At 67.7% G+C, this 14,220-nt stretch carries 12 protein-coding genes and 1 pseudogene; 2 read left to right on the top strand and 11 right to left on the bottom strand.

Annotation, left to right across the window (positions count from 1 at the left end; translation table 11 throughout):
• Position 1: 1 nt before the first annotated feature.
• From ppc to VB716_RS15730, 7 genes are all read right to left on the bottom strand, one after another.
• Positions 2–3,040 (bottom strand): phosphoenolpyruvate carboxylase, encoded by a 3,039-nt coding sequence (gene ppc, locus VB716_RS15700; RefSeq protein WP_416223850.1) that lies wholly within the window; start codon positions 3,038–3,040, stop codon positions 2–4.
• Positions 3,037–4,194, bottom strand: a complete 1,158-nt coding sequence (gshA, locus tag VB716_RS15705; RefSeq protein WP_323270966.1) for a glutamate--cysteine ligase — start codon at positions 4,192–4,194, stop codon at positions 3,037–3,039. The genes ppc and gshA overlap by 4 nt, the downstream gene beginning before the upstream one ends.
• On the bottom strand, positions 4,191–5,807 hold the full coding sequence (locus VB716_RS15710) for an anthranilate synthase component I family protein (protein WP_197157000.1): 1,617 nt from the start codon (positions 5,805–5,807) through the stop codon (positions 4,191–4,193). The genes gshA and VB716_RS15710 overlap by 4 nt, the downstream gene beginning before the upstream one ends.
• A 68-nt stretch (positions 5,808–5,875) precedes the next feature.
• A complete protein-coding gene (locus tag VB716_RS15715; protein ID WP_197156998.1) occupies positions 5,876–6,307 on the bottom strand; it encodes a photosystem I reaction center subunit II PsaD in 432 nt (143 codons plus the stop codon).
• A 140-nt stretch (positions 6,308–6,447) separates the two neighbouring features.
• Positions 6,448–7,821, bottom strand: a complete 1,374-nt coding sequence (locus tag VB716_RS15720; protein WP_322757688.1) for a sensor histidine kinase — start codon at positions 7,819–7,821, stop codon at positions 6,448–6,450.
• Positions 7,821–9,113 (bottom strand): rod shape-determining protein RodA, encoded by a 1,293-nt coding sequence (gene rodA, locus VB716_RS15725; RefSeq protein ID WP_197156995.1) that lies wholly within the window; start codon positions 9,111–9,113, stop codon positions 7,821–7,823. The genes VB716_RS15720 and rodA overlap by 1 nt, the downstream gene beginning before the upstream one ends.
• A 3-nt stretch (positions 9,114–9,116) precedes the next feature.
• Entirely contained in the window at positions 9,117–10,202 is a 1,086-nt protein-coding gene (locus VB716_RS15730) for an Mrp/NBP35 family ATP-binding protein (protein WP_197171749.1), read from the bottom strand.
• 181 nt (positions 10,203–10,383) lie between these two features.
• Here VB716_RS15730 and hemF point away from each other — a divergent pair, with 181 nt between their 5' ends.
• A complete protein-coding gene (hemF, locus tag VB716_RS15735) occupies positions 10,384–11,409 on the top strand; it encodes an oxygen-dependent coproporphyrinogen oxidase (RefSeq protein ID WP_322758882.1) in 1,026 nt (341 codons plus the stop codon).
• Here the strand turns inward: hemF and VB716_RS15740 are convergent.
• Positions 11,336–12,154, bottom strand: coding sequence for a hypothetical protein (locus VB716_RS15740; RefSeq protein WP_322757686.1), 819 nt, complete (start codon positions 12,152–12,154; stop codon positions 11,336–11,338). The genes hemF and VB716_RS15740 overlap by 74 nt on opposite strands.
• Positions 12,155–12,254: 100 nt before the next feature.
• Positions 12,255–12,806, bottom strand: a complete 552-nt coding sequence (locus VB716_RS15745) for a cofactor assembly of complex C subunit B (RefSeq protein ID WP_197171753.1) — start codon at positions 12,804–12,806, stop codon at positions 12,255–12,257.
• Positions 12,807–12,936: 130 nt separating this feature from the next.
• On the opposite strand from VB716_RS15745, the gene VB716_RS15750 reads away from it, so the two are divergent.
• Complete coding sequence (locus tag VB716_RS15750) at positions 12,937–13,602, top strand: ribonuclease D (protein ID WP_323270967.1); 666 nt, start codon at positions 12,937–12,939, stop codon at positions 13,600–13,602.
• Positions 13,603–13,672: 70 nt separating this feature from the next.
• On the opposite strand, the gene VB716_RS15755 is transcribed toward VB716_RS15750, so the two are convergent.
• The gene (locus tag VB716_RS15755) at positions 13,673–13,930 is read right to left on the bottom strand and encodes a hypothetical protein (protein WP_197156991.1); all 258 of its coding nucleotides are present in this window, start codon (positions 13,928–13,930) and stop codon (positions 13,673–13,675) included.
• 60 nt (positions 13,931–13,990) lie between these two features.
• Positions 13,991–14,220 (bottom strand): annotated as a pseudogene (locus VB716_RS15760) (sugar synthetase); the annotation flags it as partial.

Raw genomic sequence — 14,220 nt, forward strand, 5'->3', positions numbered from 1 at the left:
GTCAACCGGTGTTGCGCATGCCGGCGGCAATGCCGTTGATCGTGAGCAGGGCGCCGCGCAGCAGCTCGCTGCGGCTGTAGGTCCGCCCGTCCTGGCCGGCGGCCGTGGCTTCGCTCATCGGTGGTTGACGATTCTGATCCCGCAGGCGCCGCAGCAGGGCCACCTGCAGGTATCCGAGCGGCACGATCGTGCGATTGCGCAGATCCACCGACAGCTGCAGGGCCGGATCACTGTCGAGCAGGCGCTCCTGCCCGGCGATGCGCAGCACCAGGTCACGGGTGCGCTGAAACTCGGCGGCGATCGTCTGGAAGATGCGCTCGAAGGCGTCGCGGTTTTCCTCCCGCCCCAGGGCCTGCACGTAGTGGTGGGCGAGATCGATGTCCACCTTGGAGAGGGTCATCTCCACCTTGGAGATCAGCATGCGGAAGAACGGCCAGCGCTGGTGCAGCAGCCGCAGCAGTTCCAGTTGGCCGGGATCCCGGTGCAACTCCTCCTCCAGGGCTGCACCCACGCCGAACCAGCTGGGCAGCAGGAAGCGGCTCTGGGTCCAGCCGAACACCCAGGGAATGGCCCGCAGGCTGGAGAGGTCCTTGGCACCGCTCTTGCGCCGGGCCGGCCGGCTGGAGATCTGCAGCTTGCTGATTTCCTCGATCGGGGTGACCTGCTGGAAGAAGGCCACCAGATCGGGGTTGTCGTGAACCAGGGCGCGGTAGTGATCGCGGGAGCGGGCGGCGAGCCGCGCCATCAGCTCATTCCAGCTGGGGGTGTCATCCACCGGTGCACTGACCAGGCTGTTCTGCAGCACAGCCGTGGTCATGGTTTCGAGGTTGTAGAGGGCCAGCTCCGGCAGCGAGTACTTGGAGGCGAGCACTTCCCCCTGTTCGGTGATCTTGATCCGGCCCTTCAAGGTGCCACTGGGCTGGGCCAGGATCGCCTGATAGGCCGGTCCGCCACCGCGACCCACCGATCCACCGCGGCCGTGGAACAGGCGCAGCGCCACCCCGTGCTGGCTGGCCAGCTCTTCCAGGGCGATCTGGGCCTTGTGGATTTCCCAGTTGCTGGACAGGAAACCGGAATCCTTGTTGCTGTCGGAATAGCCCAGCATCACTTCCTGAAGCGGTGGGCCGCCCTCTTCCCCCGAGGCGATCAGGGCCCGGTAGAAGGGTTCGCAGAACAGGCGCTCCATCACCGCCGGAGCCCGCTGCAGGTCTTCCACCGTTTCGAACAGGGGCACCACCAGCAGCGAAGAGTGGGGCGCCAGCGGATCCACCAGGCCCGCTTCCTTGGCCAGCAGCAGCACCTCCAGCAGATCCGACACCGTGTGGCTCATCGAGATCACGTAGGTGCGACAGATGCGGGCGCCGAATTCCTGCTGCAGGCGCTGCAGCATCCGGAAGACCGCCAGAGTCTCGTGGGTGGCATCGCTCCAGCGCACCGCCGGAGAAACCAGCGGCCGACGGGTCTTGAGTTCGGTCAGCAGCCAGCTCACCCGCTGCTCCTCATCCATCTCGCCGTAGGGCACGGGCAGCTGCAGATAGCGGCTGACCTCGTCGAGCGCATCGCTGTGACGGGTGCTCTCCTGGCGGATGTCCAGGCTGGCCAGGCAGAAGGCGAAGATGTGCACCTGGCTGAGCAGGCTCTCCAGGGCTTCGCAACCCAGTCCGGTGCTCTCGAGGCTGTCGCGCACCAGTTCAAGGTCAGCCCGGAATTCGTCGACCGAGCCGTAGTGCAGTTCCGGTGGCGGCGGGGAGGCGAGGTTGCCGACCCCGCTGCCATCACCGATAAAGGCCGACGGCAGGCCCGAGTGGCCGTCACAGGGGGATTCCCAGCCGGCATCCACCAGCTGCTGGTTGCGCTGACGGGTGAGCTGGAGCCGCTCCAGCGTGTAGCTCAGCTTCAGTCGGTAGGGCTCCAGCCGGTAGCGTGCCGCCCGCTCCTCATAGATCTCCGGGAAACGCAGCCGATCCATTTCCAGGGATTCCAGCAGGGCTGGGCTCACCTGACTCCACTGCATCGAAATGCTCAGCTGATCGCGCAGCTTGCCCACGGAGTGGATATAGCGCTCCAGCATCAGCTGACGCTGATAACAGGCTGTGCGCCAGGTGATCTCCGGTGTCACCGAAGGATTGCCGTCCCGATCGGAGCCCACCCAGGAGCCGAAGCTGCAGAAGGCATCGCGGGGCGAAAGCACGTCGGGGTAGCTGCCGCTCAGGGCCGTCCGCAGGCGCTGGCGCAGCTGGGGCATGGCATCGAACAGCACCTGCTGGAAGTAATGCAGGGCGTAATCCACCTCATCGAGAACCGAGGGTTTGAACTGGTGCAGTTCGTCGGTACGCCACCACAGCCGGATCTCTTCTTCCAGCTGCAGGCGGATGCGCTGGTCATCTTCGATGTTGGCCAGGCTGCTGCGCTGCAGTTGCTGGATCAAGGCCGCGACCTTCCGCTGCTTATGGCGCACGGTGTGGCGCACGATCTCGGTGGGGTGGGCCGTGAACACCAGGCGAATATCCAGCTCCCGCAGCAGGTTCTCGATCTGGGCCGGCGGAACGTTGAGGTTGCGCAGGCGTTGGAACAGCTCCCGGAAGGTGGCCGGTTCGGTCTGGCTGGCCAGAGGCGGCAGAAACGGATCGGTGCTGGGCGGTTCGGGCTGAAGCTTGAGGCTCTCGAGATAACTGTCTTCCTCGATGTGCTGCTCGAGGATGTTCACCAGCTGGAAGTACAGCGAGAAGGCTCTCGCGGCCGCGATCGCCTCGGAGAGATCCATGCTGCGGATCAGCTGCACGATCGCGTCGGTCGAGGTGGCGTTCGGCAGGATTGTGGCGCCGCCTTCGAGAGGATCGGTGGCACTGAGCTGTTTCAGCTGCACCAGCCGATCTGCCTGCTCCGGTGGACATTCGCTGCGGAGCACCGTTTCCCACAGGTCCTCCACCAGCTCCAGTCGTTCGCCGAGCAGCTGGCTCACCAGAGGCTTGGGCTCGGTGCTGGTGGCAAGCGACTCCCGCATCGGGATGAACGGCATGGCGGAACGGGTCATGATCATCCCAAAGGGGGGGTGCTGTCTGTCTCGTTGGGCTCCGCGCCCCGGACCTCCTGCTGTTCCATCACCTGGGCCTCGCTGGCGATGATCTCTGCGATGGTGCTGCCCGATCGCTGCCGCTCCACCCAGCGCATCGCCTGATTGCCCTGGTCGATCACCCGCTGCACCGGGGCCAGCACGCTGGTGAGCCCGAGGTCGTTCGCCAACGGGGCCATCGTCTCCAGGCTCTCGCGGATCCAGTCGGCCGCCATGATCGTGCGGCCCGTGCGCCAGTGGGTCAGGGGGGCCAGCAGGCTGGAGCGGGCTGCGGACTGATCATTGGCATCGGCCAGCTGGGCCAGGGCCTGGGCGTCCAGAGGGCTGGCCCGCAGGGGATCGTGGGCTGCCGGGTCTGCCAGCTGCTGGTGCAGGCGCAGTTCGGCGAAGGCGGTCACCGCCAGCAGCAGCAGCGGATCGGTGATCAGATCGCAGATGCGGATCTCGATCCGGTTGAGCTGGTGGGGCCTGGCGTCCCCGTTGGGCCGCACCGAGGTCCAGAGGTGGCGCACGTTCTGCATCGATCCAGCTGCCAGCTGCTCCGCCATCCACTCCACATAGTGGGCGTGATCGCGAAACAGCGGCACCTGCGCAGGAGTGAGCGGGAATTGCAGCCAGCGTTGCGAGTGGGCGCCCATCACCGCGCCATCGAGAAACGGGGAGCTGGCGCTCAGGGCCAGCAGCAGGGCTGCCTCACAGCGCAGCAGCCGCAACCCGGCGAACAGGGCCGGCATGTCGCTGAGGCCCAGGTTGATGTGCACGCTGGCGGTGACCACCAAGGTGCCGTACGTGGACTCGATGTACCCGTGATAGGGGTTGTCCGGATCCGACCGCTCGAAATGACGGCTGTCCCCCAGGCTCAGGGTGCTGCCCGGCAGCAGGGTGAGCTGCCGCTCCGTCAGCCAGGGCCGCAGCCGTTGCCGCGGTTCCAGCAACAGCTCCAGCTGGCGCTGGTAACTGGCCTCCGGCGGGGTGGTGTACTCAAGGTTGCGACGATCCGGCTCGGTCACGAAATCGGGGAACCGGCGAGCCACTTCGGAGGAGCAGCCCACCACCGTGCCGTCGGCCCGGCCGGTGAACAGTTCCACTTCAAATCCCTTCGGCAGCAGAGGGCGGCTCATGCCCGGACCCCATCACCGAACGGGTGCCGCGCTGGAGTCTGCACACAGGCCAGGGCCTTGAGCATGCCGCGCGCCTTGTTGAGGGTTTCCTGGTATTCGGCGGTGGGCTGGGAATCGGCGACCAGTCCGGCGCCGGCCTGCACCTGTACCCGCCAGCCGCCGTCGGCGGCGGGGAGCACCACCATCGTTCGGATTGTGATGGCCGTGTTCAGGGCCCCTGCCAGATCCACCGCGCCATACACCCCCGAGTAGGGCCCGCGGGCGTTGGGTTCCAGCGCATGGATCAGCTGCATGGCCCGGATCTTGGGGGCACCGCTGACGGTGCCAGCCGGAAAGGAGGCCATCAGCAGATCCCAGACGTCCCGATCCGCCGTCAGCAGACCCTCCACCTGGCTGACGATGTGCATCACGTGGGAATAGCGCTCGATCACCATCAGATCGGTGACCTTGACCGTGCCTGGCCTGCAGACCCGGCCCAGATCATTGCGGCCCAGGTCCACCAGCATCACGTGCTCGGCCCGCTCCTTCGGATCGGCCAGCAGCTCAGCCTCCAGGGCCCTGTCCTCGGTGTCATTGTCACCGCGGTGACGGGTGCCGGCGATCGGCCGCAGGGAGGCCTTGATGGCGCCACTGCCATCGCTGGCAGGTTCCGCCTTCACCATCACTTCTGGACTGGAACCGATCAGGTACCAGCCGCCGAAGTTGAAGAAGGCCATGTACGGCGAGGGGTTGACCATCCGCAGGCTGCGGTAGAGGTCAAACGGGTCCCGCATGACGTGGCTTTCGAGGCGTTGGCTCAGCACCAGCTGAAAGACGTCGCCGGCGGCGATGTGGGCGCGGGCCTGACGCACGGCATCCTCGAAGTCGGCCTGGCTGCGGTTGCTGCTGGGTGGCTCGGCCAGTTCGGCGCGATCGTTCCAGGCCAGGGTCGTCAGGCCGGAGGGCAGGGGAGCCTGCATGCGGGCCTCCAGGGCTTCGATCCGTGCGAACGCCTCCTGCCAGGCCTGGGCCGGATCGGCGCCACCGCTGAGATCGGCGTAGGACACCGCCGTGATCTGGCGTTTCACCTGGTCGAACACCAGCAGGCTGTCGGCCAGCATCCAGCAGCCATCCGGTGGCCCCAGGGGGTCGGTGGGATGGATCGGGACGGTGGGCTCGATCCAATGGATCAGCTCATAGCCCCAGAAGCCGAACAGTTGCCCCACCGGCGGCAGGCCCGGCACCGGTGCCGGGCAGACCGGCTCCAGGGCCTGGCGCAGCTGCGTGAAGGGATTGCCGTGCAGGCTTTCGCGCCGACCGTCGCGCCAGCAGCGCTCCCCCTCTTCGCCGCGCACCGTCAGCGTCCAGAGCGGATCGCTCACCACAAAGCTCCAGCGCCCCAGGCGTTCGCCCCCTTCGACCGACTCCAGCAGCACCCCATGGTGGCTGGCCTGGCCCACCTTCAGCCAGGTGGTGAGGGGCGTCTCCAGGTCGGCGGGCCAGCGTTTCCACAGCGGCAGGAAGCTGAGGCCTGCCGCCGCCTGGGCGTGGAAGGCCTCATCGAACCACCCTCCGTCCAGGACATCCCCGTCGAGACCGGTGGTGCGCTGGCTGGGGCGCTCGGAAGGGACCATTGCAGCGGCAGGCGGGCAAAAAAAACGGGGCGCCTAGCCCCGCTGTTATAGGTCTTGGCCAGTACGGCTCAGGCGTCGAAGGTGTTCTTACCGCTGAACTTGAGAGCCGAGGGATTGGGGTTGTCGCCGATGCGACGGGGGGTGTGACCCACCATCGAGCGCCCCTCATTCACCTTCTCGGGGAAGACACCATCTTTGGGGTGCAGATATTCGGTGTCACCGCCTGGAAAGATGCGGTAGATCTTGTAATCTTCGATTCTAGGCTTGAACTTGGTGCGCAGTTGGGTGCCCAGGGCCAGGCACTGCTCCTTGCGGGCGAAATACATCACGTTTTCGCCTTCGTTCATCTCAGCTGCACCACCGGTGGGCAGCTCAAAGGCCTGGGCCTTGCTGCTGGTCCAGGTGATCGCGTATTTCTCTTCGGTCTCGGCGGAGTTCAGGAGGCCGCCGGTGCTGCCGATGTACTTCGGGAGTTGACCGCTCAGCGCCGTTGCTGTCATAGCTGTTCCTGGATGGGGAGTCGGCAGACCGTTTCAGGCGGAAGCTAGCACCGTGATTTTCGAGGTTCCGCCACCCTCTCGGCAGTCTTCACACCCGTCAACAAACCGTCCGATCGCCAGGGCGCCCGAGACCCGCCCGTTCAGCAGACGGGGAAGAAGACCGTGATATCGCTGCCGGAGCGCTCCGCCAGCCGTCCGCCCAGCCGATGGAACAGCCGCTGGGTGGCCTGCCGGCTGAGCTGCAGGCTGCCGGTTTCGGGGTCCCAGCTCAGCACGGGTCCCACCCGTCGATGGTCTTCGGGGCGCTGGGGGCGGGTTCCTTCGCTGCAGATCTGCAACTTGAGCCGATTGCCGGCAGGTTGGAGGCTGAGGCGCACGCGGCTGCCGCCGCTGAGGCCGCGGCTGAAGCGGTCCACCAGGCCGCCCAGCATCGTTTCCAGCCGGCTCGGATCGCTCAGCACCGGTGGCAGCTCGTCGGCCACCTGCAGCTCGAACTGCAGGCCGCGCCGTTCCAGCTGGCGCTGCCACAGAGGTTCCAGCTGGCGCAGCAGCGCACTCAGATCGGTGCGGGCCAGCCGTTCCCGTTCGCCATGGCCGGTCTCGTCGCTCTCGGGCTGGCGCTGCAGCTCAGCGGCATGAAAGATCAGGCCGAAGCGATCGATCTGCTCGTTGCATTCGCCGTCGATCTGTTCGAGGCGCTCGCGCACCACGGCGGAGAGATCGCTGCGGCGCAGCAGCGAGCGGATCAGGGTCCGGATCGTGGCCAGGGGGGTCCGCACCTCATGGGTGAGCGCCTCCAGCAGGGCCAGTTCGCTGCTCACCGCCCGTGGGGTCTCGGCCCGGTTGCCGCCATGCACCAGCGGCTGCAGGGTGAGGCTGGGGGCGATCGTTCCAAGCCGCTCCGCCATCCTCGGCCAGAACTGCAGGGCGACATCTTCGGCATTGGCCAGGGGGCCCAGTTCCCGCAGGGCGCGGCGCAGCTCTGCGGCGGCGCTGGGGCGCTGCTGCTGCAGGCGCCGATCCAGCAGCGACAGGGCGGCCGAAAGGCCGGCTGGATCGAAGCGGGCCACCAGTCGCCGCTCCCGGGGCGGACCATCCAGGCAGAGGGCCACCTGCAGGCGTGGCGTGATCAGCAACAGCAGGGGATCGCTGCCGTCGTCGTCGCTGAGCTGCAGCCGCTCGAACCCGGGAAGTTGTCCAGGCGCTGGCGTGCCCCTTGACCCGGCGGCGCCGGGCAGCAGGGGAGCGACGGAGCCCCGCAGCCGCTCGAGGCTGTCCGGTGCCCACACCCAGCCCTTGAGGTGGAGCAGCAGCTCCGGCTCGTAGAGGGCGGGCAGGGGTGCCGCCAGCCAGAGGCCCCGCAACGGGAGCTGCGGCAGCAGGAAATCCTCCTGAAGGGTGGCCAGGGCCGCCCACCACTGGCGGCGCACACCGTCTTCGTCGCTGTGGCCCGCCGGTACGGCGGCGGACAGGCTCTGGCGTAATGCCGACAATGTCGTGGAGCCGTGCTCCATCACCAGCGCCCGCGGCTGGCACGGGACTGGCGGTTCACCGAGGCGCACAGGCCGAGGGCCATGAAGTTCACCAACATGGCGAATCGCCCGTAACTCAGCCACGGCAGGGGAATGCCGGTGATCGGTCCGAGGCCGATGGTCATGTTGATGTTCACCACCACCTGGAACATCAGCATCGCCCCGACTCCCACCACCACAAGGGATTCGAAATCACTGGTGGCTTTGCCGGCGATCTGCAGCAACCGCCACATGAGCAGGGCAAAGCCCGCCACTACAAGCATGGATCCCAGAAAACCGGTCTCCTCGCCCAGGGCGCTGAAGATGAAATCGGTGTGCTGTTCAGGGATGAAGCGCAGCTTGGTGAGGTTGCCCTGCATCAATCCGGTGCCCCAGAGTCCACCGGAGCCAATGCCCACCTTGCTCTGAAGCAGGTGATAGCCGCCGCCGAGAGGATCCTTGGACGGGTCGAGGAACATCACCAACCGATCCTGTTGGTGGGGCTTGAGGCCGTGGCTCCACAGCCATGGGGTGGCAACGGCAAACAGGCCCTGCACGGCCAGCACCACCGTGAGGGCCAGCCGCTTCCAGGGCAGGGAGCGCCAGGCGATCACCCCCATCAGCGGGATCCAGCCGGTCAGGGCCCAGGGCAGGGTGCCCGACAGGATGGCTGTGAACAGAGGGGAGAGCAGCAGCAGCACCCAGGCCAGGGGCATGCCGGCCCAGAACAGCATGGTGAGCAGCACGGCACCGAACACCAGCGAGGTGCCCAGGTCCGGCTGGATGAACACCAGAATCCAGGGCAGGCCGATCACCATCGTCGGGCGCAGCAGATCGACCGGCCGCTCCACCGGGTAGCGCGACAGCACGCCGGCCAGCAGCAGGATCGCCGCCAGCTTGGCGAATTCAGAGGGTTGAACGTAGAAGCCACCGATGTTGATCCAGCTCTGGGCCCCCAGGGCGGAGGTGCCGATCACGCGAACGGCGATCAGGCTGGCCACGGTGAGGCCGTAGATCGGCCACTGCAGGCTTTGCAGGCGCCTCAGCGGAACCCGGGCGAGCAGGAGGGCCAGACCCATTCCCACCGCTGCTGTGATCCAGTGCTGATACCACTCGGCGTAGGCGGCCTGGCGCTGGGTGCTGGCGATCAGAATTCCCGACACCAGGGTCATCGCCAGGGGAATACCCCAGAGGATCAGGTCCACGTCCTGCAGGGGGCGACGGCGCCAGGCCCGCCGCTTCGAGAACAGGCCGCGGCGGCCCGCCGCGCTGGAGCGGGCCAGGGCGCTGACCATGGATCAGGCCGCCGCCGGAGTGAGCGCCATCATCCGATCGGCCAGGGCCATGAAGGCCTGGGCCGTCGCCGATTCAGGGGCGCTGATCACAACAGGCAGGCCGCTGTCACCGCCCTCGCGCACGCTCATTTCCAGGGGCAGTTCCGCCAGCAGGGGCACACCGGCTTCATCGGCGAGGCGCTGGCCGCCACCGCTGCCGAACAGGGCGTAGTGCTTGTCCGGCGCATCGGGGGGGATGAAGGCACTCATGTTCTCCACCACGCCGAGCACGGTCACGCCCATCTGCAGGAACATCGCCAGGCCGCGGCGGGCATCCTGCAGCGACACCTGCTGGGGCGTGGTGACAATCACCACCCCGGCCATCGGCACGGCCTGGGCCAGGCTCAACTGGGCATCTCCGGTGCCGGGGGGCAGGTCCACCACCAGAACGTCGCGTTCGCCCCAGTCGGCCTGATAGAGGAACTGGCGGATGATGCCGTTGAGCATCGGCCCCCGCCAGATCACCGGCTGATTCTCCTGAATCAGCAGGCCCATCGACACCATGCCGATGCCACAGCTCTCGATCGGCACCAGAATCTGGCTGTCGCCGCTGCCGCGCACCTCGGGGGTGCGGTCGGCCACGCCGAGCATGGTGGGGGCGTTGGGGCCGTAGATGTCCGCATCCAGCAGGCCCACCCGCAGGCCTCGGCGGGCCAGGGCGCAGGCCAGGTTCACGGCCACGGTGCTCTTGCCCACGCCCCCCTTGCCGCTGCTGACGGCGATCACCTGGCGCACGCCGGGGATGGACTGCCGCTCAGGCAGCTGGCCCGGCCCATGGCCGGCGCCGCCGATCGGGGCGCCCTGCTGCACCGGCTGGGCCAGTTCGATCTGCACGTCGTCGATCCCGTCGAGGGCCAGCAGGGCGGCACGGGCTTCGGCGACGATCCGCTCCCGCTGACCGTTGGCATACCCCGGCAGCGCCAGCCTGAACACGGCGCGCCGTTCCTGCAGCCGCACCTGCTGGATCCACTCCAGCTCGATCAGGCCGCGGCCGCTGCCGGCATCCTGAAGGGCTTGGAGGGCGGCGTGCGCCTGGTCCGGGGTGGCCATGCCGGCGGGTCACTGGTGGCTGGATCCTAAGGAGGGCGATGGCGGCTGCTGTCCGGCCGGGTCCGTCACCCCTGGTGAACCAGCACACGAACCCGTGACAGACGCTCTCGAAGCCTTGTCTGGGGACCCGGCGGGCTGGAATGGTGAAACCACCTTCCCAGCCCCAGCGGTGCCCACCTTCATGGAGATGCCCCCCGCCGACTCCCGTGCCCGTGCCAAGGCCCTGCTGATGGGGCTGCAGGATTCGATCTGCGCCGGCCTGGAGCAGCTCGATGGCGAGGGCCGCTTTCAGGAAGAGAGCTGGGAGCGGCCCGAAGGCGGCGGTGGCCGCTCGCGGGTGATGAAGAACGGTCGGGTGTTCGAGCAGGGGGGCGTCAACTTCTCCGAGGTGGAGGGTGACCAGCTGCCGCCTTCGATCCTCAGCCAGCGCCCCGAGGCAGCGGGCCAGCGTTGGTTCGCGACCGGCACCTCGATGGTGCTGCATCCGCGTAATCCCTACATCCCCACGGTTCACCTCAACTACCGCTACTTCGAGGCGGGGCCGGTGTGGTGGTTCGGCGGCGGTGCCGACCTCACCCCGTATTACCCCTTCCTGGAGGATGCCCAGCACTTCCATCAGACACTCAAGACCGCCTGCGATTCGGTGAATCCGGCCTACTACACGGTGTTCAAGCCCTGGTGCGACGAGTATTTCTTCCTGCGCCACCGGGCTGAGACCCGCGGCGTCGGCGGCATCTTCTACGACTATCAGGATCCCGGTGGCCTGCTCTATAAGGGCCAGGATCCAGGCGGCCTGGCGGCGGCGGCCGCAACGGCGATCGGTCCGCTCCCCCAGACCTGGGAGCAGCTGTTTTCCCTGGCGAGCGCCTGTGGCAATGCCTTCCTGCCCAGTTACGTGCCGATCGCCGAGAAACGCCACGACACCCCCTACGGCGAGAGGGAGCGCGACTTCCAGCTCTATCGCCGCGGCCGCTACGTGGAATTCAATCTGGTCTTCGACCGGGGCACGATCTTCGGGCTGCAGACCAATGGCCGCACCGAATCGATCCTGATGTCCCTGCCGCCGCTGGTGCGCTGGGAATATGGCTACATGCCTGAGGCGGGCAGCCGCGAGGCGCTGCTCACCGAGGTGTTCACCAGGCCGCAGAACTGGCTCGAGGACTCGACCCTGGTGGAGCGCTGCCAACCCCATCAGGCGGTGGGCTGAACGGGCTCGCCACTCCGGCTCGGAGGGCCTCCACCACCCGGCCGGCGATCGCCTCGATCGTGGCCTGGCGGCGCTGGGGATCCCGCAGGCTGTCCTCCAGCGGACCTTCCAGCTTGCCGATTTCGAGGATGGCGATGCCGCGCCGCGGTGCCCCCAGTCCGCCCCGATAGCCGAGGGGATAGGGGCCGAAGGCCGCGGCCAGGCTTTCATCCACTCGCGAGCGGCTCCAGGGTCTCAGCGGTGGAATCAGCCCGGACCCCACACCATCGGGCCCGTAGGCGTCGTAGTGGATCTCGAGGGCATAGCCGCCCTGGGCCACGTGGTTCCGCCCCACGCTCCAGTTGGTGCGCGGATCATCCGCCTCGGCGATCGTGCGGGCCGGCGGCTCATAGAAGGCGATGTTGAGGCCGCTGCGGCGGCCCAGCTCCACCACCGCCCTGGCGGTGAGCAGGTTCCAGTAGAGCTCGTCCCGCATGCTGGGATCCATCGGTGCGGCGCCGCCCAGATCCACGGCAGCGCCGCTGGTACCGGATCCGTCCATCTCCTGAGAATCGGCATGGCCTGCCAACACCAGGATCGGGATGGAGGGTGTCACGGGGCGGATCCCCTGCCAGTCCTTGGCCAGGCTGGAGCGCGGGCCCGTCAGGGGATCGCTGCCAGGCAGAAGGGGGGTGCGGGCTCCGGCCGCGCTCAGCAGCGGCGCCAGCAGCAGGGCCGTGAGCAGGGAGAGGCGCAGAACCCGCATGGGGGGCAAAGGGGGAGAAGGGAAACCGTGATGGTTTGCGGGGGATGGAGTCTTTGAACGCAGGCTTGAGATCGGCGACCAGATCAGATGGGGGACCAGATCAGATCGGTGAACTGAGCAGGGCGCCGTCGCTGGCCAGCTCCAATTGCGCACCCAGCTCCACTTCCAGGGCGATCAGCTCGTCGCGGTGGGCGCGCAGGCGCAAGGTGCTGCCGCTGGCCGATTCCTCATTGATCAGGCGCAACTCGACGCTCTCGGCCCGCTCGGCTCGGCGCCGGTAGACCAACCCCGCCGCCGGGCCAAGCAGGGCCAGCAACAGTGGCCACCAGCCCAGGACGGGCAGCAACTGGCGCAGCACCAGGCCGAGGCAGGCGGCGCCGATGCCGCCCAGCAGCGACAGCAGCAGCGCCAGGGCGGTGCTGGAGCCCACCTGTCCCTGGAAGCGCAGCAGCCGGAGATCCGGATCGCCGCCAGCCGATTGCCAGCCCCGCGCCGTGAGCCAGTCACTCAGGCCTTGCAACACTTCCACCGGAGGCCGCGGCGAATGCACCTCCACCACGGTGGTGCGGTCTTTGCTGGCGGCCCGCAGGAAGAACACCAGCCCGATGGCCAGCAGCAGGGTGAGCAGAAAGGTGGAACCCAGGGTGGGCATGGCGGGGCAAGGGAGCGTGCCGCCTGGCGGACGCGGTGTGAAGGCTCTCCATTGTGGACGGTGTGGCCAGCCCGTGGATTCCGCCGGGCAGGGCCCTCCATCACCATGGGGGAAGTCGTCTGTCGCTGCCATGGCCCCGGCCCCCGGTTCCGCCCCCGCCCGTTTCGCCGTGTTCGACGGGGATCTCGATGCCGAGTGGCAGGCGCTCTACGCCGGAGCCCGGGCCCTGGCGGTCGATACGGAGGCGATGGGACTGATTCACGGCCGCGACCGGCTCTGCCTGGTGCAGATCTGCGACGACCACGACAACGTCTGCTGCATTCGCCTGGCCCGAGGCCAGGACGCGGCGCCGCGACTCCAGGCCCTGATGGAGAACCCGGAGATCGAAAAGGTGTTCCACTTCGCCCGCTTCGATGTGGCGGCCCTGGCTGAGAACCTCGCCATCGCGGTGGATCCGATCTTCTGCACCAAGGTGGCCAGCCGCCTGGGCCGCACCTATAGCCCCAAGCACGGTCTCAAGGATGTGGTGCAGGAGCTCGTGGGGGTGGAACTCGACAAGCAGGCCCAGAGCTCTGACTGGGGCAGGGTCGAAGACCTGAGTGAGGCCCAGCTGGCCTATGCCGCCGGTGATGTGCGCTATCTGCTGCCTGCGCGCGATCAGCTTGAGACCATGCTGAAGCGGGAAGATCGCTGGGATCTGGCGTTGCGGTGCTTTGCTTGCCTGCCGGTGTTCGCCGAGCTGGATCGCAACCGTTTTCCGCTTCTGTTCGAGCACTCCAGCGGTGGCAACCGATGATCCGCCGGTTCTGCAGCCAGCGTCCGCCTGATCTCAGACGGTTGTCCTGGAAGGCCGTCCACTTCCCGGTTCAGTCTTCATCGAGGAAGTACTCCTCACTGCTCACCGCCCCCAGCAGCGAGGAGAGCAGAGCCTCGTTGTCGACTCCACTGGCGATCACCTCCTCCAGCATCCGTTCGGCCAGCGCCACTTTGGAGGCCACGTCCCGCAGGCCTTCCTGACTGGCCCGCACGTCCACCTTGCGCCGGGCTGAAGCGAGGCTCACTCCCAGCCGGCTGGCCAGCCGGCCGCAGGCGGCGTTGTAGGTACGGTCGGGGATGGCAACCATGGGCAGAGTCTGAGGCTCCGCTCATCATCCGCCGCAGCGGCGGGGTGTCAGGGCCGGTGCTCACGCCAGCAGGTGCTGCGTGATCAGCTTCGCCAGTCGCTGGCTGCCCCCGGCGGGGCCCATACGGCGGCGGCCCATGGTTCCCAGCCGCTGCCTCAGCTCCGCGTCGTCCAGCCAGCGCGTCGCTGTGCGGGCCAGTTCGGCGGCGGTATGGCAGGGCAGCACGGCCCCACCCAGCAGGCGGGACTGGCGGCGGGCGAACCCCGGCTTGAACTGTGGCCCGGGGCCCG

This window comes from Synechococcus sp. CCY9201 (assembly GCF_034931105.1).
Classification (GTDB): Bacteria; Cyanobacteriota; Cyanobacteriia; order PCC-6307; family Cyanobiaceae; genus CBW1002.